15 protein-coding genes are annotated in these 19,625 nt (G+C 67.1%); 9 read left to right on the top strand and 6 right to left on the bottom strand.

Going from position 1 to position 19,625, the window contains the following annotated elements; genetic code table 11:
• Window positions 1-125: 125 nt before the first annotated feature.
• The 6 genes from AC1DMS_RS15320 to ugpB all read right to left on the bottom strand — a co-directional run bounded on the left by AC1DMS_RS15320 (window position 126) and on the right by ugpB (window position 7,645).
• Window positions 126-2,579 carry a DUF3772 domain-containing protein gene (locus AC1DMS_RS15320; protein ID WP_062365676.1) on the bottom strand — a complete coding sequence of 818 codons (2,454 nt, stop codon included), beginning with the start codon at window positions 2,577-2,579 and terminating at the stop codon, window positions 126-128.
• A gap of 74 nt (window positions 2,580-2,653) precedes the next feature.
• Window positions 2,654-3,403 (bottom strand): glycerophosphodiester phosphodiesterase, encoded by a 750-nt coding sequence (ugpQ, locus tag AC1DMS_RS15315; RefSeq protein WP_278876658.1) that lies wholly within the window; start codon window positions 3,401-3,403, stop codon window positions 2,654-2,656.
• 2 nt (window positions 3,404-3,405) lie between these two features.
• The gene (gene ugpC / locus AC1DMS_RS15310) at window positions 3,406-4,413 is read right to left on the bottom strand and encodes a sn-glycerol-3-phosphate ABC transporter ATP-binding protein UgpC (RefSeq protein ID WP_018906399.1); all 1,008 of its coding nucleotides are present in this window, start codon (window positions 4,411-4,413) and stop codon (window positions 3,406-3,408) included.
• A gap of 23 nt (window positions 4,414-4,436) precedes the next feature.
• Window positions 4,437-5,285, bottom strand: a complete 849-nt coding sequence (gene ugpE / locus AC1DMS_RS15305; RefSeq protein WP_018906400.1) for a sn-glycerol-3-phosphate ABC transporter permease UgpE — start codon at window positions 5,283-5,285, stop codon at window positions 4,437-4,439.
• Between the two features lie 51 nt (window positions 5,286-5,336).
• Window positions 5,337-6,218 (bottom strand): sn-glycerol-3-phosphate ABC transporter permease UgpA, encoded by an 882-nt coding sequence (gene ugpA, locus AC1DMS_RS15300; RefSeq protein WP_018906401.1) that lies wholly within the window; start codon window positions 6,216-6,218, stop codon window positions 5,337-5,339.
• A gap of 113 nt (window positions 6,219-6,331) precedes the next feature.
• A complete protein-coding gene (ugpB, locus tag AC1DMS_RS15295) occupies window positions 6,332-7,645 on the bottom strand; it encodes a sn-glycerol-3-phosphate ABC transporter substrate-binding protein UgpB (protein WP_018906402.1) in 1,314 nt (437 codons plus the stop codon).
• Window positions 7,646-7,871: 226 nt separating this feature from the next.
• Here ugpB and serA point away from each other — a divergent pair, with 226 nt between their 5' ends.
• From serA to AC1DMS_RS15250, 9 genes are all read left to right on the top strand, one after another.
• Window positions 7,872-9,104, top strand: a complete 1,233-nt coding sequence (serA, locus tag AC1DMS_RS15290) for a phosphoglycerate dehydrogenase (protein ID WP_015866907.1) — start codon at window positions 7,872-7,874, stop codon at window positions 9,102-9,104.
• A 206-nt stretch (window positions 9,105-9,310) separates the two neighbouring features.
• Complete coding sequence (locus AC1DMS_RS15285) at window positions 9,311-13,189, top strand: DUF3683 domain-containing protein (protein WP_062366029.1); 3,879 nt, start codon at window positions 9,311-9,313, stop codon at window positions 13,187-13,189.
• Complete coding sequence (locus tag AC1DMS_RS15280) at window positions 13,186-13,623, top strand: HIT family protein (protein WP_062365678.1); 438 nt, start codon at window positions 13,186-13,188, stop codon at window positions 13,621-13,623. The genes AC1DMS_RS15285 and AC1DMS_RS15280 overlap by 4 nt, the downstream gene beginning before the upstream one ends.
• Window positions 13,623-14,036, top strand: a complete 414-nt coding sequence (locus tag AC1DMS_RS15275; RefSeq protein WP_478181322.1) for a gamma-butyrobetaine hydroxylase family protein — start codon at window positions 13,623-13,625, stop codon at window positions 14,034-14,036. Before AC1DMS_RS15280 ends, AC1DMS_RS15275 begins: the two co-directional genes overlap by 1 nt.
• Before the next feature lie 155 nt (window positions 14,037-14,191).
• Entirely contained in the window at window positions 14,192-14,923 is a 732-nt protein-coding gene (ubiE, locus tag AC1DMS_RS15270; protein ID WP_015866903.1) for a bifunctional demethylmenaquinone methyltransferase/2-methoxy-6-polyprenyl-1,4-benzoquinol methylase UbiE, read from the top strand.
• Between the two features lie 34 nt (window positions 14,924-14,957).
• Complete coding sequence (locus tag AC1DMS_RS15265; RefSeq protein WP_062365679.1) at window positions 14,958-15,971, top strand: Tim44 domain-containing protein; 1,014 nt, start codon at window positions 14,958-14,960, stop codon at window positions 15,969-15,971.
• A 48-nt stretch (window positions 15,972-16,019) separates the two neighbouring features.
• Complete coding sequence (locus AC1DMS_RS15260; protein WP_015866901.1) at window positions 16,020-16,592, top strand: ubiquinone biosynthesis accessory factor UbiJ; 573 nt, start codon at window positions 16,020-16,022, stop codon at window positions 16,590-16,592.
• Window positions 16,589-18,154: a ubiquinone biosynthesis regulatory protein kinase UbiB gene (gene ubiB, locus AC1DMS_RS15255; protein ID WP_018906406.1), complete on the top strand. Its 1,566-nt coding sequence runs from the start codon at window positions 16,589-16,591 to the stop codon at window positions 18,152-18,154. Before AC1DMS_RS15260 ends, ubiB begins: the two co-directional genes overlap by 4 nt.
• 12 nt (window positions 18,155-18,166) lie before the next feature.
• Window positions 18,167-19,606: a high affinity choline transporter 1 gene (locus tag AC1DMS_RS15250; protein ID WP_062365680.1), complete on the top strand. Its 1,440-nt coding sequence runs from the start codon at window positions 18,167-18,169 to the stop codon at window positions 19,604-19,606.
• The last annotated feature ends 19 nt before the right edge of the window (window positions 19,607-19,625 follow it).

Below are 19,625 nucleotides of genomic sequence, written 5' to 3'. Positions count from 1 at the left end.
TGATGCTCCGGGCGAGCGTTGGCGTCAGCACGCCTGCTCATGGCTGATTGTTGGTTTGGGAGCCTCCGGACAATTGATCGATCAGCGCGGGCATTCGCCCGCTGCTTGGACGATCGGTGCGGCGCCTAGGCGGCGGGGGTGGCGGCCGGGCCGGCGCCGTCCGCGGCATCCGGCGCGGGTGCGGACGCAGGCACTGGCGCGGGCGCAGGCGGCGCCGCATACGGCACCAGCGGCAGCTGCTCCGCATCCAGGCGCTCCAGGATGGTGAACAGCAGGTCGCTGCGCACGCTGCCTGCCAGCCGCGGGCTCGGCACATAGGCAATGGCCTGGAAGATCAGCAGCCCGCCCTCGATGCCTTCGAGCGTGAGCGAAGGCGCCGGCGTTTCCAGCACGCTCTCGTGTGCGCGGCAGGCGTCCAGGATGAGTTCGCGCACGCGCTGCGCGTGGGTGGTCAGCGGCATCGGCAGGCGGATCAGCACCCGGCCCTCCGCGTTGGTCAGCGTCATGTTGCGCACGGTCTTCGTGATGAACTCGGAGTTCGGCACGATCACCGTCGAGCGGTCGCCGAGTTGGATCTCCGTGGCCCGCACGTTGATGCGCCGCACGTCGCCCTCGGTGGTGCCCAGCACCACCCAGTCGCCCACCTTCACCGGCTGCTCGGCCAGCAGGATGAGGCCCGAGATGAAGTTCTGCACGATGGCCTGCAGGCCGAAGCCGATGCCCACCGACAGCGCGCTGGCCACCCACGCGATGCGCTCGATGCCGATGCCCAGCGCCGACAGCGAGAACGCGATCACCAGGATGCCGCCCACGTAGCCCAGCAGCGTGGTGATCGAGCTCTGCATGCCCGGCTCGAACTGCGTGCTGGGCAGGTAGCTGCGCGCGAGCCAGCGCTTGAACACCCTGAGCACGATGAAACCGATCACCGCCACCGCCACGGCGCTCAGGATGGCGCCCGGCACCAGCTGGAACTCGCCCACCTTCACGCCGGTGCCGAATTTGCCGCTGCGCTGGAACACTTCGCTGGGCCCGGTGCCCAGCGGCGCCGCGAGCGCGATCAGCATGTAGAAGAACAGCGCCACCCGGCTCAGGCCCGAGAGCACGGTGGCCGCCTGGTCGAGCGTCTGCGGCGCCAGGCCGAAGCTCTTCTGCAGGCGCTGGCCGAAGGTGCTGCGCGACGACACGCCGGCCATGAACACGTCGTCGGCAAACTTGAACAGCACGTAGAAGGCGGCCGCGACGATGCCGCTCCAGGTGAGCTGCGAGGCCAGGAAGCTCGCGAGCGCCACGTAGCCCACCGCCACCAGCACCCAGATGGCCACCATCAGCACGCCGATGCAGGCCACCAGCAGGCCCACCCACATCGGGCGCTCGGGCGGATCGGCGTCCGGCGTATCGGCGCGCATTGGCCGCAGGCGATGGAGCACCGCGCCCACGAGCGCGGTGAGCACCAGCGCCGTGAGCACGTGCGTGGCCACCACGGCCGCAAAGCTGGCTTCCACCAGCGCGTTGATCTCCACCGGCGCCCAGGCCAGCGCCGCCACCGCCGCAACCAGCCAAGGCAGCGGCGCCAGGCGGGTGGCCATGGCGTCGGGAATCGGCGGCAGCCGCCACGATGGGCGGCTGGTGGCCAGCAGCCCGCGGCCCAGCCCGATGACGAAGGCCATGAACACCAGCGCCTGCGCCATCGAGCGCATCGCCTTGCGCGCCTGCGGCTCCCAGGTGGCGTATTCCTCGAGCACCCACACGAAGCCGTGCGCCGCCACGGCCACCAGCACCACGTGGCTCGCGACGATGGCAATCACCAGCAGCGAACGCCGCAGCCGGCCCGCCGGCAGCAGCCGCGCGGCGATCCGCGTCAGCAGGTGCTCGGCCACCCAGTTGCCGAGCACCGCGAGCAGCACTGCCAGGATCAGCGCCCAGAGCACCGCCATGCGGGGGCCTTGCTGCATGGCCTGCGAGAACCCGTCGCGCAGGTCGGAGGCCATGGCCTTCAGGCGCGCCAGGTCGCTCGGCCAGGCGTCCTGCAGATCGCCCCAGAACTCGCCGGTGAGCGGCGAGGGCGCGCGCTCGGTGATCTGCGCCTCGAACAGCGCGCGGCGCTGGGTCACCAGTTCGGCCGCGCGCTGCCGCACGTCGATGGCCAGCAGCCGTGCGAGCCGGATGTCGGCGTCCAGCGCGTTGCGCTCCTTCGTGAGGCGGGCGCGCTGGCGCGTGATGTCGGGGTCTTCGGTCGCGCCCGCGGCCGGCGGATTGCCGAGTTCGCCGAGGCGGGCGTTCAGGTCGGCCAGCTCGCCGGTGCGCGCGGCAACGAACTTGTCGGCCTGCGTGCCGATGTCGCTGATCTGCGCGAGCAGTTGGCGCAGGTCCCCGGTGGAATCGGCATCGGTGCTGATCTTGTTGAACTGCTCGCGCAGCTCGGCCACCGTGGGTTCGGGCGCCGGGGCCGCGGCAGCCGCGGTGCTGCCGCCGACGCCGCTGGTGCCCGGCTGGGCCGTTGCGGCGCCGCACATCAGCAGCAGCAGGGCGGCCAGGCAAAAGGCAATCAGGCGGGGGATCGAACGCATGGCTGCCATCATAGAAGGCGCCATTTGCGGCCCGCGGCGCGGGGCGTGACAGCGTGTGTCTGCCGGGCCGCGCCGGCGGGAAGCGGTCAACCGGCCGGGCTGAACAGGTCGACCCGGTCGGTGATGATGCCGTCGGTGCCCAGCTCGACGAGCCGCTCGGCGGCCCATTCGTCATTCACGGTGTAGCTCAGCGCGCGCATGCCCGCGCCTTGCACCTGCGCCACCGTGGCGGCGTCCCAGAGCGCGTGGTTGCAGACCACCGCGGCGCAGTCCAGGCCGGTGGCCGCGGCCAGCCAGCCGTCCCGCAGCGTGTCGAGCAGCAGCCCGCGCGGCAGCTCGGGCTGCACCGCCCTGGCGCCCGCGAGCGATTCCACCTGGAACGAGGTGAGCAGCGGCGGTATGGCCGCGCCCTGCCACAGCCGGGCCGCGAGCCGCGCCACCGCTTCGCCGGTTTCGCGTTCGGTGCCCGGGGTGGGCTTGATCTCGATGTTGAGCAGGTGGCCGTTGGCCAGGCAGAAGCGCGCGAGGTTCTCGAGCGTGGCAAGCGGCTCGCCCGCGAAGGCGCGCGAATGCCAGCCGCCGGCGTCGAGCTGAGCCAGCGCGCTCCAGGGCTGCGCACCGCCGGTGCCGCGGCCGTTGGTGGTGCGGTCGAGCGTGGCGTCGTGCATCAGAAAGGCCACGCCGTCGGCGCTGAGCTTCGCATCGCACTCGAACATGCGGTAGCCGTGCGCCGCGCCAAGGCGGAAGGCCGCCAGCGTGTTCTCGGGCGCCAGCTTGCCGGCGCCGCGGTGCGCGATCCAGCGCGGATAGGGCCAGGGCTTCATCCGTGCCGGCATCGTCAGTCGGCCCGCTTGCCGGAGCCGGCATCGAACCAGTGCAGCTTGTCCTCGCGCGCCGCGATCTTCACGGTGTCGCCCGCGACCGGCGGATGATCGCTTTCGTCGGTGCGCATGATGATCTGCTCCTCGCCGATGCGGCCGTACACCAGCCGCTCGGCGCCCAGCAGTTCGACCGACTCCACCTGCACCGACCAGCCGCTTTCGTCCAGCGTCAGGTGCTCCGGGCGGATGCCCAGGATCTGGCCGGGCCGCACGCCGGGGGCGTGCTGCAGCAGGTTCATCGGCGGCGAGCCGATGAAGCTGGCAACGAAGGTGGTGGCGGGCCGGTTGTAGACCTCTTCGGGCGTCGCGAACTGGTCCATCACGCCGCCGTTCATCACGATGATGCGCTGCGCCAGCGTCATGGCCTCGACCTGGTCGTGCGTGACAAACAGCGAGGTGATGCCGAGCTCGCGGTGCAGCTTCTGGATCTCGATGCGGGTCTGCGCGCGCAGCTTGGCGTCCAGGTTGGACAGCGGCTCGTCGAACAGGAACACCTGCGGCTGGCGCACGATGGCGCGGCCCATGGCCACGCGCTGGCGCTGCCCGCCCGAGAGCTCGCGCGGCTTGCGCTCGAGCAGGTGGCCCAGCTCCAGGATCTTGGCCGCCTTGTCGACGCGGGTCTTGATCTCGGGCTCCGGCACCTTGGCGATCTTCAGGCCATAGGCCATGTTCTTGAACACGCTCATGTGCGGATAGAGCGCGTAGTTCTGGAACACCATGGCGATGTCCCGCTCGGAGGGTTCGAGCTGGTTCACCACGCGCCCGCCAATGGAGATTTCGCCGGCCGAGATTTCCTCCAGGCCGGCCACCATGCGCAGCAGGGTGGACTTGCCGCAGCCGGAGGGGCCGACGATGACGACGAACTCGCCTTCCTTGACATCGGCCGAGACGCCGTGGATGACCTGGTTGGCCTTGGCACCGTGGCCGTAGCGCTTGATGACGTTGCGAAGAGAAATGGCAGTCATTGTGTCGTTTGCTTCTTTGTCGGTTACTTCTCGGTGTCCACGAGGCCCTTGACGAACCAGCGCTGCATCACCACCACCACGATGGCCGGTGGCACCAGCGCGAGGATGGCCGTGGCCATCACCAGGTTCCAGTCCACTGCGGCGTCGCCCGAGGCGATCATTCGCTTGATGCCGATCACCACCGGATACATGTCCTCGCTGGTGGTGGCCAGCAGCGGCCACAGGTACTGGTTCCAGCCGTAGATGAACTGGATCACGAACAGTGCCGCGATCGATGTCTGGGACAGCGGCACCAGGATGTCCTTGAAGAAGCGCATCGGCCCCGCGCCGTCCATGCGGGCTGCTTCCACCAGTTCATCGGGCACGCTCAGGAAGAACTGCCGGAACAGGAAGGTGGCAGTGGCCGAGGCAATCAGCGGTACCGTCAACCCCGCATAGGTGTTGAGCATGTGGAGGTCGGCCAGCACCTTGTAGGTTGGCAGGATGCGCACCTCGACCGGCAGCATCAGGGTCACGAAGATCATCCAGAAGACGATCTTCTTGAACGGAAAGCGGAAGTACACGATCGCGAAGGCCGACAGCAGCGAGATTGCGATCTTGCCAAGGCTGATGACCAGTGCCGTGACCAGGCTGATCCACATCATCCGCCCCACCACCACGCGCGCGCCCTGGGTGTCGGCGCCGAGCAGGGCGGAGCTGTAGTTCTCGAACATGTGGCCGCCCGGCAGGAGCGGCATGGGCACCCGCAGGATCGCGTCGCGGGTATGGGTGGACGCGATGAAAGCCAGGTAGATGGGGAAGGCCACGATGGCAATGCCCAGGAGCAGCACCGCATGCGACAGGACCGTGAGGCCGGGGCGGCGTTCAACCATGGTGAGGCCTCAGGGAAAGGGCGAGGGAAGAGGCGGAGGAATAGGCGGTCATCAGTACTGGACCTTCTTTTCGACGTAGCGGAACTGGATCACGGTCAGCACGACAACGATCATCATCAGCACCACCGACTGCGCAGCCGAGCCGCCCAGGTCCAGCGCCTTGAAGCCGTCGTGCCAGACCTTGTAGACCAGGATGGCGGTGTCGCGCCCCGGCCCGCCTTCGGTGGTCGCATGCACGATCGCGAAGGTGTCGAAGAAGGCGTACACCACGTTGATCACCAGCAGGAAGAAGGTGGTGGGCGACAGCAGCGGGAACTGGATCGTGAGAAAGCGCCGCAGCGGCCCGGCGCCGTCGATGGCGGCGGCCTCGATCAGCGATTTGGGAATGGACTGCAGGCCCGCCAGGAAGAACAGGAAGTTGTAGGAAATCTGCTTCCAGACGGCAGCCACCACGATCAGCGCGAGGGCGTGGTTGGAGTTGAGCAGGTGGTTCCAGTCCATGCCCATGTAGTGCAGAAAGTACGACACCACGCCGATGCTGGGCGAGAACATGAAAACCCACAGCACGCCCGCGATGGCCGGCGCCACGGCGTAGGGGATGATCAGGAAGGTCTTGTAGACCAGGCTCCCGCGCAGGATGCGGTCGGCGAAGATGGCCAGCATCAATGACAGTGCAATACCGCTGCCAGCCACCAGAACAGAAAAGAGCGCCGTGACCTTGAAGGACTCGATGTAGGCCGGGTCGTCGAACAAGGTCTGGAAGTTCTCCAGGCCGACGAAGACGGAGGATGTGCCGAAGGCGTCCTCCGTCTGCATGGATTGCCAGATGGCCTGGCTCGCCGGCCAGAAGAAGAACACCAGGATCACCGCCATCTGCGGCGCGATCAGCAGCCAGGGCAGCCAGGCAGATCGAAAGAGGACGCGTTTTTCCATGGAAGTTAGAACATTGGCTCGGAAAAAGAAGAACCCACCGGCCCTGCGGTGGGCGCGGCGGGTTGCGAGTGTAGTGGGTGAGGCGCCGCAGATGCCGGCGCCTCACACCCGGCTCAGCCCTTGTTTGCCTTCTGGAAGCGCTCGAGTTGCTCGTCGCCGCGCTTGACGGCGGCGTCGAGTGCCTCCTTGGCGGTCTTCTTGCCGCTCCAGATCTGCTCGGTCTCCTCGTCGATGATGGTGCGGATCTGCACGAAGCTGCCCAGGCGCACGCCGCGCGACTTGTCGGTGGTCTTGCGGATCATTTGCGTCACTGCCACGTCGGTGCCCGGGTTTTCCTTGTAGAAGCCCGAAGCATCGGTCAGCTTGTAGGCCGCCGTGGTGATGGGCAGGTAGCCGGTGCGCTTGTGGCTTTCGGATTGCACCTTGGTGTCGGACAGGAAGGTGAAGAAGCTGGCCACGCCCTTGTAGTGGTCGGCCGGCTTGCCGGACATGACCCACAGGCTGGCGCCGCCGATCACGGTGTTTTGCGGGGCGCCCTTCACGTCGGGGTAGTAGGGCATGGTGGAGATGCCGTACTTGAACTTGGCGTCCTTGGCCACGCGTGCGTACAGGCCCGACGAGCCGGTCATCATTGCGCATTCGCCCGAGGGGAAGGCGGCGTCGGCCGTGTTGTTGCGGCCCTTGTAGACGAAGGTGCCGTCCTTCGACATCTTGGCCAGGTTCTCGAAATGGCGCACCTGCAGCGGCGAATTGAAGGCCAGGCGTGCCGAGGTGCCGCCAAAGCCGTTGTTCTGCGTGGCATACAGGGTGTTGTGCCAGGCCGAGAAGCTTTCGAGCTGGGTCCAGCTCATCCAGCTCGTGGTGAAGGGGCACTTGTGGCCGCTGGCCTTGAGCTTGTCGGCTGCGGCGATCACCTCGGGCCAGGTGGTGGGAGCCTTCTCCGGATCGAGGCCGGCCGCCTTGAAGGCATCCTTGTTGTAGTAGAAGATGGTCGTCGAGCTGTTGAACGGGAAGCTCAGCATCTGGCCGTTCGGCGCGGTGTAGTAGCCGGACACGGCGGGCACGTACACACTGGGGTCGAACTTGGCACCGCCCGAGGTCATCACCTCGCCCACCGGCTTGATGGCGCCCTTGGAAGCCATCATGGTGGCGGTGCCCACTTCGAACACCTGCAGGATGTCCGGCGCATTACCTGCGCGGAAGGCCGCGATGGCGGCGGTCATCGATTCGTCATACTGGCCCTTGTAGGTCGGCACGACCTTGAAGTCCTTCTGACTGGCGTTGTATTGCTTGGCGAGGTCGTTGACCCACTCGCCGAGCGGACCGCTCATCGAATGCCACCACTGGATCTCAGTCTGGGCATGTGCCACATTGAACAGCGTGGTGGCGGCCAGCGCCGATGCCAGCGCGAGCGTCTTGAATCGCATGAAGACTCCTGATGGGAAAATGAAAGCGCGGATGCTAGGCCACGTGGATGACATGGCCGCGTCACATTTGCGCACGGAGTGTTGTTAATTTCCAATCGGGAAAACCCCTTTGGCGCAGGGCTTCCCACGGCGTGCGCGCCCTCATGCTGCGGCGCAGCATGCTAGCATCGACCTCCCCTTTTTCGGCCTAGCCTGTTGCCGCGGCCGGGGCTTCCGCGAGTACGCCATGAGCAGCAAAACCTCCCTCGAAAAAAGCCGGATCAAGTTCCTTCTGCTCGAGGGCATCCATCCTTCGGCGGTGGAGGTCCTGCGCGCCGCGGGCTACACCAACATCGAGTCGCTGCCGGGTGCGCTGCCCGATGCGGAGCTCAAAGCCAAGATCGCCGACGTCCACTTCCTGGGCATCCGCTCGCGCACGCAGCTCACGGCCGAGGTCTTCGCGGCCGCCCACAAGCTGGTGGCGGCGGGGTGCTTCTGCATCGGCACCAACCAGGTCGACCTGGAAGCCGCGCGCGAGCACGGCGTGGCGGTGTTCAACGCCCCGTATTCCAACACCCGCTCGGTGGCCGAGCTGGTGCTGGCCGAAGCCATCCTGCTGTTGCGCGGCGTGCCCGAGAAGAGCGCGGTCGCCCACCGCGGCGGCTGGCTCAAGTCGGCCGAGAACGCCTTCGAGATCCGCGGCAAGACGCTGGGCATCGTGGGCTACGGCTCCATCGGCGCCCAGCTGTCGGTGCTGGCCGAGGCGCTGGGCATGAAGGTCGCCTTCTACGACGTGGTGACCAAGCTGCCCCTGGGTAATGCGCACCAGGTGCGCGAACTGCACCAGTTGCTGGCCCAGAGCGACATCGTGACCCTGCACGTGCCCGAGACGCAGGCCACCCAATGGATGATCGATACGGCCGAAATCGCCGCCATGAAGCCGGGCGCCATCCTGATCAACGCCTCGCGCGGCACGGTCGTGCGGATCGAGCCGCTGGCCGAGGCGCTGAAGCAGAAGAAGCTGCTGGGCGCCGCGATCGACGTGTTCCCGGTCGAGCCGCGCAGCAACAAGGACGAGTTCCAGTCGCCGCTGCGCGGGCTGGACAACGTGATCCTCACGCCCCACATCGGCGGCTCGACCATGGAGGCGCAGGCCAACATCGGCCTGGAGGTGGCGGAAAAGCTGGTGAAGTACAGCGACAACGGCACCTCGACCTCGTCGGTCAACTTTCCCGAGGTGGCGCTGCCGGCCCACCCCGGCAAGCACCGGCTGCTGCACATCCACCGCAACGTGCCCGGCGTGCTGTCGGAGATCAACAAGATCTTCTCGGACAACAACATCAACATCTCCTCGCAGTTCCTGCAGACCAACGAGAAGATCGGCTACGTGGTGATGGACATCGACGCCGCGTATTCCGACCTGGCGCTGGAAAAGCTGGCCAAGGTGAACGGCACGATCCGCAGCCGCGTGCTGTTCTGAACCCTGAACCAAGCGCCTCCGTCTTGCTCCCTCTCCCTCCGGGAGAGGGCCGGGGTGAGGGCAGCGGCATCCACACCACGGCACCGCCTGCCGGGCGCCTCCCAATAGGGGAACAGCGAAGGCGCAAGGCAGGCCCCCCGCCCCTGCCCTAAAATCCCACCCCCGGCTAGATGGGCGCGCAGCGCCTGGCCGAGGTGCCACCCCCGATGAATGCTCCGACCGCGTTGACCACGCTGTTGTCGCAGGCCGCAGAGCCTGTACGACTGCGCGAGATCCCCTATAACTACACCAGCTTTTCCGATCGAGAGATCGTGATCCGCCTGCTGGGCGAGCGCGGCTGGGAACTGCTCCAGACCCTGCGCGCCGAGCGCCGCACCGGCCGGTCGGCGCGCATGCTCTACGAAGTGCTCGGCGACATCTGGGTGGTCCAGCGCAACCCCTACCTCGTCGACGACCTGCTCGACAACCCGCGCCGCCGCGGCCAGCTGGTCGATGCGCTCAGGCACCGCCTGGCCGAAGTCCAGAAGCGCCGCACCCCCGACAGCGACCTGCCGCGCGACCAGCTCGTGGGCGAACTCACGGGCCTTGTCGGCCAGGCCGTCGCGGCCTTCGACACCGCCTTTCGCGACGTGGCCGCCCTGCGCCGCAAGGCCACGCGCGTACTGGGTCGCCTCACGGCCAAGGACAACATCAAGTTCGACGGCCTCTCGCGCGTCTCGCACGTCACCGACGCCACCGACTGGCGCGTCGAATATCCCTTCGTGGTGCTCTGCCCCGACACCGAGGCCGAGATGGCCCTGCTCGTCAAGGGCTGCATCGAGCTGGGCCTGACCATCATCCCGCGCGGCGGCGGCACCGGCTACACCGGCGGCGCCATTCCGCTCACCTGGAAGAGCGTGGTCATCAACACCGAGAAGCTCGAGGCCATGACCGAGGTCGAGCTGGTTCCGCTGCCCGGCCTCGACAACCCCGTGCCCACCATCTGGACCGAAGCCGGCGTCGTCACCCAGCGCGTGGCCGACGCCGCCGAGCGCGCCGGCTACGTGTTCGCGGTCGACCCCACTTCCGCCGAGGCCTCGTGCGTGGGCGGCAACGTGGCCATGAACGCGGGCGGCAAGAAAGCCGTGCTCTGGGGCACGGCGCTCGACAATCTCGCGTCGTGGCGCATGGTCACGCCGCAGGCCGAATGGCTCGAAGTCACGCGCATCGGCCACAACCTCGGCAAGATCCACGACGCCGAGAGCGCCGAGTTCGAACTGCAGTACTACGCCGCCGACGGCAAGACGAAATTGCGCACCGAGCGCCTCGACATTCCCGGCCGCACCTTCCGCAAGGAAGGCCTCGGCAAGGACGTGACCGACAAGTTCCTTTCGGGCCTGCCCGGCATCCAGAAAGAGGGCTGCGACGGCCTCATCACCAGCTGCCGCTGGGTGGTGCACCGCATGCCGGCGCACACCCGCACCGTGTGCCTCGAATTCTTCGGCAACGCGAAGGACGCGGTGCCCAGCATCGTCGAGATCAAGGACTTCATGTTCGCCGAGCAGAAGCGCTCGGGCGTGCTGCTCGCGGGCCTCGAGCACCTGGACGACCGCTACCTGAAGGCCGTGGGCTACGCCACCAAGTCGAAGAAGCATGGCGGCCTGCCCAAGATGGTGCTGTTCGGCGACATCGCGGGCGACGACGCCGATGCGGTGGCGCGCGTCACCTCCGAAGTGGTGCGCATCGCCAATTCGCGCAGCGGCGAAGGCTTCGTCGCCATCAGCCCCGAGGCGCGCAAGAAATTCTGGCTCGACCGCAAGCGCACCGCGGCCATCAGCAAGCACACCAACGCCTTCAAGATCAACGAGGACGTGGTCATTCCGCTGCCGCGCATGGCCGAGTACAGCGACGGCATCGAGCGCATCAACATCGAGCTCTCGCTGCAGAACAAGCTCGCGCTCACCGACGCGCTCGAAGCCTTCCTGCTGCGCGGCAACCTGCCGCTGGGCAAGACCGACGACGCGCACGAGATCCCGGCCGCCGAGCTGCTCGAAGACCGGGTGGCGCAGGCCGTGGCGCTGGTGCAGGGCGTGCGTGCGCTCTGGGCCGAATGGCTGCGCGACGTCGACACGCTGTTCCCGCAGCTGCAGGACCACACGCTGCGCGCCAGCTGGAAGACCCAGCTGCGCCAGCCGCTGCAGGAAATCTTCTCGGGCGCCGAATTCACGCCGATCCTGGCCGAGTGCACCGCCATCCACCAGCAGGTGCTCAAGGGCCGTGTGTGGGTGGCGCTGCACATGCACGCAGGCGACGGCAACGTGCACACCAACATCCCGGTCAACAGCGACAACTACGAGATGCTGCAGACCGCGCATGCTGCGGTGGTGCGCATCATGGCGCTGGCGCGCAGCCTCGACGGCGTGATCTCGGGCGAGCACGGCATCGGCATCACCAAGCTCGAATTCCTGAGCGACGAAGAGCTGAAGCCCTTCATGGACTACAAGCAGCGCGTCGATCCCGAGGGCCGCTTCAACAAGGGCAAGCTGCTGCGCGCGCCCGCCGGCGAAGCCGCGCTGCCGCATGCCGACCTGACCAACGCCTACACGCCGAGCTTCGGCCTCATGGGGCACGAGTCGCTCATCATGCAGCAGAGCGACATCGGCGCGATTGCCGACAGCGTGAAGGACTGCCTGCGCTGCGGTAAGTGCAAGCCGGTGTGCGCCACCCACGTGCCGCGCGCCAACCTGCTGTACAGCCCGCGCAACAAGATCCTCGCAACCTCGCTGCTGGTGGAGGCCTTCCTGTATGAAGAGCAGACCCGGCGCGGCATCAGCATCAAGCACTGGGAAGAATTCGAGGACGTGGCCGACCACTGCACGGTCTGCCACAAGTGCCTCACGCCCTGCCCGGTGAAGATCGACTTCGGCGACGTGTCGATGAACATGCGCAACCTGCTGCGCAAGATGGGGCAGAAGAGCTTCCGCCCCGGCAACGCCGCCGCGATGTTCTTCCTCAACGCGACCAACCCGCAGACCATCAAGGCGGTGCGCGCCGGCATGGTGGGCATCGGCTTCAAGGCGCAGCGCCTGGCCAACGACCTGCTGCGCGGGCTTGCCAGGAAGCAGACGGCCGCGCCGCCCGCCACGCTCGGCCCGGCGCCGGTCAAGGAGCAGGTGATCCACTTCATCAACAAGAAGATGCCGGGCAACCTGCCCAAGCAGACGGCGCGCGCGCTGCTCGACATCGAGGATGCCGACTACGTGCCGATCATCCGCGACCCGAAGGCCACCACGTCCGAGACCGAGGCGGTCTTCTACTTTCCGGGCTGCGGCTCGGAGCGCCTCTTCTCGCAGGTGGGCCTCGCCACCCAGGCCATGCTCTGGCATGCGGGCGTGCAGACGGTGCTGCCGCCCGGCTACCTGTGCTGCGGCTATCCGCAGCGCGGCAGCGGCCAGTTCGACAAGGCCGAGAAGATGATCACCGACAACCGCGTGCTGTTCCACCGCGTGGCCAACACGCTCAACTACCTCGACATCAAGACGGTGGTGGTGAGCTGCGGCACCTGCTATGACCAGCTGCAGGGCTACCAGTTCGACAAGATCTTCCCGGGCTGCCGCATCATCGACATCCATGAATACTTGCTCGAAAAGGGCATCACGCTCGCCGACGCAAGTGGCGGTGGCTACCTGTACCACGACCCCTGTCACAGCCCGATGAAGCTGCAGGACCCGATGAAGACCGTGAAGGCGCTGGTCGGCGACAACGTGCTCAAGAACGACCGCTGCTGCGGCGAATCGGGCACGCTGGGCGTCTCGCGGCCCGACATCTCGACGCAGATCCGCTTCCGCAAGGAAGAAGAACTCAAGAAGGGCGAGGCCGCGTTGCGCGCGAACGGCCAGGTCGGCGAGAAGGACAACGTCAAGATCCTCACCAGCTGCCCGAGCTGCCTGCAGGGCCTCTCGCGCTATGGCAACGACCTGAACAACGGGCTGCTCGAGGCCGACTACATCGTGGTCGAAATGGCCAACAAGATCCTCGGCAAGGACTGGATGCCCGAATACGTCGCTGCGGCCAACCAGGGCGGCATCGAGCGGGTGCTCGTATGAGGGTGAAGAACTGTCCCTTCTGCGAAGGCCCCGGCGGCCGCATCGTGTTCGAGGGCGCGAAGCTTCGCGTCATCCATGCCGAGGAGGCCGGCTTCCCGGCCTTCTACCGCGTGATCTGGCGCGAGCATGCGGCGGAGTTTTCCGACCTCGACGCGGCCGACCGCGTGCTGTGCATGGAGGCCGTGACAGTGGTCGAGCAGTGCCTGCGCGAGCATCTGTCGCCGGCCAAGATCAATCTTGCGGCGCTCGGCAACATGGTGCCGCACCTGCATTGGCATGTGATCGCGCGCTTTGCGGACGACACGCATTTTCCGGGCTCCGTGTGGGCGCCGGTGCAGCGCGAAGCCGATGCGGCCCAGCAGGCCGCCGTGGCCGCGCGCCTGCCCGCGCTCGAGAGTGAGATGATGGCCCGACTGGGCACAAGGAGCTTCTGATGGCAGGTTTGCAAGCCGGCGCACCAACGCCGCAATCGATCACCGTGCATGGCCAGTCGCGCGTGCTCGAGGTCGGCTTCTCGGACGGCGCGAGCTTCCGCATTCCGTTCGAGCTGATGCGCATCTATTCGCCATCGGCCGAGGTGCAGGGCCACGGCCCGGGCCAGGAAGTGCTGCAGACCGGCAAGCGCGAGGTCGAGCTGGTCGACCTGAAGCCGGTGGGCAACTACGCCGTGCAGCCGGTCTTCAACGACGGCCACGACACCGGCATCTTCTCGTGGAACCTGCTGTACGAACTCGGCGCCAACCAGGCCGCGCTCTGGGCCGAATACGAGCGCCGGCTTGCCGCCGCGGGCGTCGACCGCGACGCGCCGATGATCGACAAGGGCGGCTCCGCCTGCGGCAGCCACTGACCCGCCAGACCCCGTTCGCTCCTGAAAAAGTAGCCCCGCACGCAGGCGCGGCGCGCCTTGCCGCGGCCCGCGATTTCAAGAAAAAGCAACAAATGTCCGCCGTCGCCGCAGGGTCGCCTTCTTGAGCTGTGTGCTTCCGGCCTAATATCAGGCGCATGAGCACCACCCACTTCGGCTTCGAGAAAGTCGACGAAAGCGAGAAAGCGCAACGTGTCCGCGGCGTCTTCGATTCCGTCGCCACGCGTTACGACCTCATGAACGACCTGATGTCGATGGGGCTGCACCGCGCCTGGAAGGCCTACACCGTGATGGTGGCCAACGTGGGCGAGGGCTCGCGCGTGCTCGACATTGCGGGCGGCACCGGCGACCTCGCGCTGGCCTTCTCGAAGAAGGTGGGTGCCAGCGGCCAGGTGGTGCACACCGACATCAACGAAGCCATGCTGCGCACCGGCCGCGACCGCCTGCTCGATGCCGGCGTGGCGCTCCCCACGCTGGTGTGCGACGCAGAGAAACTGCCCTTCCCCGACAACCACTTCGACGTCGTGACCGTGGCCTTCGGCCTGCGCAACATGACGCACAAGGACCTTGCGCTGAAGGAAATGAACCGCGTGCTCAAGCCGCGCGGCAAGCTGCTGGTGCTTGAGTTCTCGAAGGTCGCCAAGCCGCTGGCCAAGGCCTACGACTGGTATTCGTTCAACGTGCTGCCGCGCCTGGGCAAGCTGGTGGCCGGCGACGACGCGAGCTACCGCTACCTGGCCGAATCGATCCGCATGCATCCCGCGCAGGACGAACTCAAGACCCTCATGAAAGAGGGCGGTTTCGGGCATGTGGACTATCACAACATGACGGGGGGCGTGGTGGCCCTTCATGTTGGAATCAAATGTTGATGAAGCGAATTCTTCGCTCGAAAGAGGAGACGACATGAAAAGTTTGAGTTCTTTGTTCCTGGCTTGCGTGCTGGCCCTGGTCAGTGTTCAGGCAGACGCAGCTCGCATCGGTGGCGGCAAGTCGTTCGGCCGCCAGTCGTCCAACGTGACGCAGCGCGAATCCGCAGCGCCCACCGCACCCGCACAGCAAAGCGCGACCAATGCGGCGCCGAGACCCGCAACGCCCGCGCCCGCCGCCGCTGCGCCCAAGCGCCCGTGGGGCGCCATGCTCGGCGGCCTCGCTGCCGGCCTGGGCCTCGCATGGCTCGCACACTCGCTCGGCCTGGGTGCCGGCTTTGCGAACATCCTCCTGATCGGCCTGCTCGTGATGGCCGGGCTGTTCGTCTGGCGCATGTTCAAGGCGCGATCGGCCGCATCGTCGGGTGCCAACCGCCCCGGCGGCTTCGCATTCGAAGGCGCCGGCAATCCGGCCAACGCCAGCGCGCCCGCGCAGTACAGCCCCGCCAATGTCGGCAACGACGCGTCGGCGCGTCCCTGGGAGCGCAACACGACCGCCTTCGACGCCGGCTCCTCCGCGCATGGCAGCAGCCTGTCCGCGGCCGGTGCGGCGGCTGGCGGCAGCATGATCGGCTCGGCGCTCTCGGGCTCGCAGTCGTGGGGCATTCCGGCCGGCTTCGACGTGGACGGCTTCCTGAGCGCCGCCAAGCGCAACTTCGTGACGCTGCAGGACGCATGGGACCGCGCCGACGTCGGCATGCTGCGCTCGATGATGACCGACGACATGGTCGAGGAAATCCGCAGCCAGCTGGCCGACCGTGCAAGCCACACCGGCGGCGCCTCGAACAAGACCGAAGTGGTCATGCTCGACGCCAAGCTGCTCGGCATCGAGGAACTGGCCGATGCCTACCTCGCGAGCGTGGAGTTCTCCGGCATGATCCGCGAAGATGCCTCGGCCGGCCCGGGCCCGTTCCGCGAAGTCTGGAACATGACCAAGCCCACCAGCGGCACCAGCGGCTGGCTCGTGGCGGGCGTCCAGGCCCTGCAGTAAGCGCATTGCGGCGGCCGCGGGGCCGCCTGCAGAACCGATAATGGGGACATGGCTACACCATCGTCCCCATTTTCTTTTCTCGACGATCTGTTCAACCGCATCGGCGAGCGCCTGCAGCCGCCCGCCTGGGCGGTGCACGAGATCCAGCACCGCGCGGTGCTGTTCCTGAACCATGTGCTGCAGCAGGAACCCGAGGCCCAGCAGCGGCTGCTCCGGCAGCAGGGGCGGGTGGTGCGCTTCCAGTGGCGCTTCGTGACGATGGATCTGGTCGCCACGCCGGCCGGCCTGCTGGACCTCGCGCCTGCCGGCTCGGTGCCTGAACTCACGCTCACCGTCACGGACGAATCCCCCTTCGAGCTGGCCCGCGCCACGCTGCGCGGCGGCAAGCCCTCGGTGCAGATCATCGGCGACGTGCAGCTCGCCGCCGAGGTCAACTGGCTGGTCGACCACGTGCGCTGGGACGTCGAGGACGACCTCGCCCGCCTCGTGGGCGACGTACCGGCGCACACCATCGCCAACGGCGCGCGCCGGGTCGTGGAAGCGCTGCGCCAGTTCGCCGGCGGCCGCAAGCCACCGCAGGCCGGCGGTCCGTCGACCGGCTCGGCGAGCACGGCCGAATGAGGCGCTTCTACCGCGGAATCTTCATCGTCTGGGTCGCGCTGCGCTACGGCCTGGACGAGCTGGTGCTCACGAGCTTCCAGAAACCCTGGCTGCGCGTGGTGGCGCGCATCGTCTCCATCGGCCGCAACCTCGACGCACCCCGCGGCCAGCGGCTGCGCGAGGCACTCGAACGCCTGGGGCCGATCTTCGTCAAGTTCGGCCAGGTGCTGTCGACCCGGCGCGACCTGCTGCCGCCCGACATCGCCGACGAGCTCGCCTTCCTGCAGGACCGCGTGCCGCCGTTCCCCTCGTCGGTGGCCATTGCCACCATCGAGCGCGCCTTCCGCCGTCCGGTGGGCGACGTGTTCGTGCAGTTCGACGAGACGCCGATCGCCAGCGCGTCGATCGCCCAGGTCCACTTCGCGACCATCCGCACCGACGAAGGCGAGGTGCGCGAGGTCGCGGTCAAGGTGCTGCGCCCCAGCATGCGCGGCGTGATCGAGAAAGACCTGGCGCTCATGGCCATGATGGCCGGCTGGGTCGAGAAGCTCTCGCCCGACGGCAAGCGCCTGAAGCCGCGCGAGGTGGTCGGCGAGTTCGACAAGTACCTGCACGACGAGCTCGACCTGGTGCGCGAGGCGGCCAACGCGGCCCAGCTGCGCCGCAACATGGCCTCGCTCGAGCTGGTGCTGATCCCCGAGATGTTCTGGGACTTCTGCCACCCCGAGGTGATCGTGATGGAGCGCATGAACGGCGTGCCCATTGCCCAGCTCGACCGCCTGCGCGCGGCCGGCGTCGACATCCCCAAGCTGGCGCGCGACGGCGTCACGATCTTCTTCACCCAGGTGTTCCGCGACGGCTTCTTCCACGCCGACATGCACCCGGGCAACATCCAGGTGAGCCTCGCGCCGGAGACCTTCGGGCGCTACATCTCGCTGGACTTCGGCATCATCGGCACGCTGACCGAGTCGGACAAGGAATACCTCGCGCAGAACTTCGTGGCCTTCTTCCGGCGCGACTACAAGCGCGTGGCCGAGCTGCACCTGGAGAGCGGCTGGGTGCCCGAGGGCACGCGCATCGACGAGCTCGAAGGCGCGATCCGCACCGTCTGCGAGCCGTACTTCGACCGGCCGCTGAAGGAAATCTCGCTCGGCATGGTGCTGATGCGCCTGTTCCAGACCTCGCGCCGCTTCCATGTCGAGATCCAGCCGCAGCTGGTGCTGCTGCAGAAGACCCTGCTCAACATCGAGGGCCTGGGCCGACAGCTCGATCCGGAACTCGATCTCTGGCACACCGCCAAGCCCTTCCTCGAGAAGTGGATGGTCGACCAGATCGGGCCGAAGAAGCTGTTCCAGCAGCTCAAGGCCGAAGCGCCGCGCTACGCAAAACTCTTGCCCGAGCTGCCGCGCCTGCTGCACGATTTCCTGGAAAATCGGCCCGCCGACCACCGCCGCGAGCTGCTGGAGCTGCTGGCCGCCCAGAAGCGCACCAACCGGCTGCTGCAGACCATCATCTACGGTGGCATAGGATTTGTATTGGGGTTGCTCGCCATGCAATTGCTGGTGCGCGTGAGATTGTTCTAGAGGAGTGTCCCCGTGCTGCTGACGCTGGTTGTCGTTTATCTGCTGGTCACCATCGCGATCGGCCTGTACGCCGCCAAGCGGGTGAAGAACACCACCGACTTCGCCATCGCCGGGCGGCACCTGCCGCTCTACATGATCGTGACGACCACCTTCGCGACCTGGTTCGGCTCCGAAACGGTGCTCGGCATTCCGGCCAAGTTCATCGAGGGCGGGCTGAACGGGGTCATCGAAGACCCGTTCGGCGCGGGCACCTGCCTGATCCTGGTGGGCCTGTTCTTCGCGGGCAAGCTCTACCGCATGACGCTTTTGACCATCAGCGACTACTACCGCGAGCGCTACGGCCGCGGCGTCGAGGTGGCCTGCTCGCTCATCATCATGCTGAGCTACCTGGGCTGGGTGTCGGCGCAGGTCACGGCGCTCGGGCTGGTGTTCAACGTGCTCTCGGCCGGCGCCATCCCCATCCCGGCGGGCATGGTGATCGGCGTGGTGTCGATCCTCGCCTACACGCTGTTCGGCGGCATGTGGTCGGTGGCCGTGACCGATTTCATCCAGATGATCATCCTCGTGGCGGGGCTGGCCTGCATTGCGGTGTTCGCCGGCAACATGGCCGGCGGCGCCGACAAGGTGGTGGCCTTCGCGGTCAGCAAGGACCTCTTCAGGTTCTGGCCCGAGCCCAGCTGGCACGACATGGTGTTCTTCTTTGCCGCGGCCATCACGATGATGCTCGGCTCCATTCCGCAGCAGGACGTGTTCCAGCGCGTGATGTCGGCCAACAGCGTCAAGTCCGCCACCCGCGGCCCGGTGATCGGCGGCGTGGCGTACATCCTGTTCGCCTTCGTGCCGATGTTCCTGGTGGCCAGCGCGCTGCTGATCATGCCGGAGCAGACCGCCGCGCTGCTGAAGGAAGATCCGCAGAAGGTGCTGCCCACGCTGGTGCTCGAGAAGATGCCCTTCGTGATGCAGGTGCTGTTCTTCGGTGCGCTGCTGTCGGCCATCAAGTCGACCGCTTCGGCGACGCTGCTGGCACCGAGCGTCACGTTCACCGAGAACATCTGGCGCCAGTTCCGTCCCGCCGGCACCGACCGCCAGAACCTCATGACCATGCGCATCACGGTGCTGGTCTTCAGCGCAGCCGTGCTGGCCTACGCCGTCCGCATGCAGGGCACCCCCATCTACGAACTGGTGTCGGGCGCCTACCAGGTGCCGCTGGTCGGTGCCTTCGTGCCGCTGGTGTGCGGGCTCTACTGGCGCCGCGCCACCACGCAGGGCGCCCTTGCTTCCATTGTGCTGGGCATCGGCACCTGGCTGCTGTTCCTGGCCATGCCCTGGGGCAGCGCATTCCCGGCCCAGCTGGCCGGCGTGCTGGCCTCCTTTGCCGGCCTGGTGGCCGGATCGCTGGCGCCGCAGTGGGTGGCCAACACCCGCACGCCGCACCGGATGCTGGCTGTCTAGGACGCCCCGAAGGGCGGGG

The sequence above is a fragment of the Variovorax sp. 05T418 genome, assembly GCF_056396385.1.
Note: the sequence above shows the minus strand (reverse complement) of the source record. Positions and strands in the feature narration are given on the sequence as shown.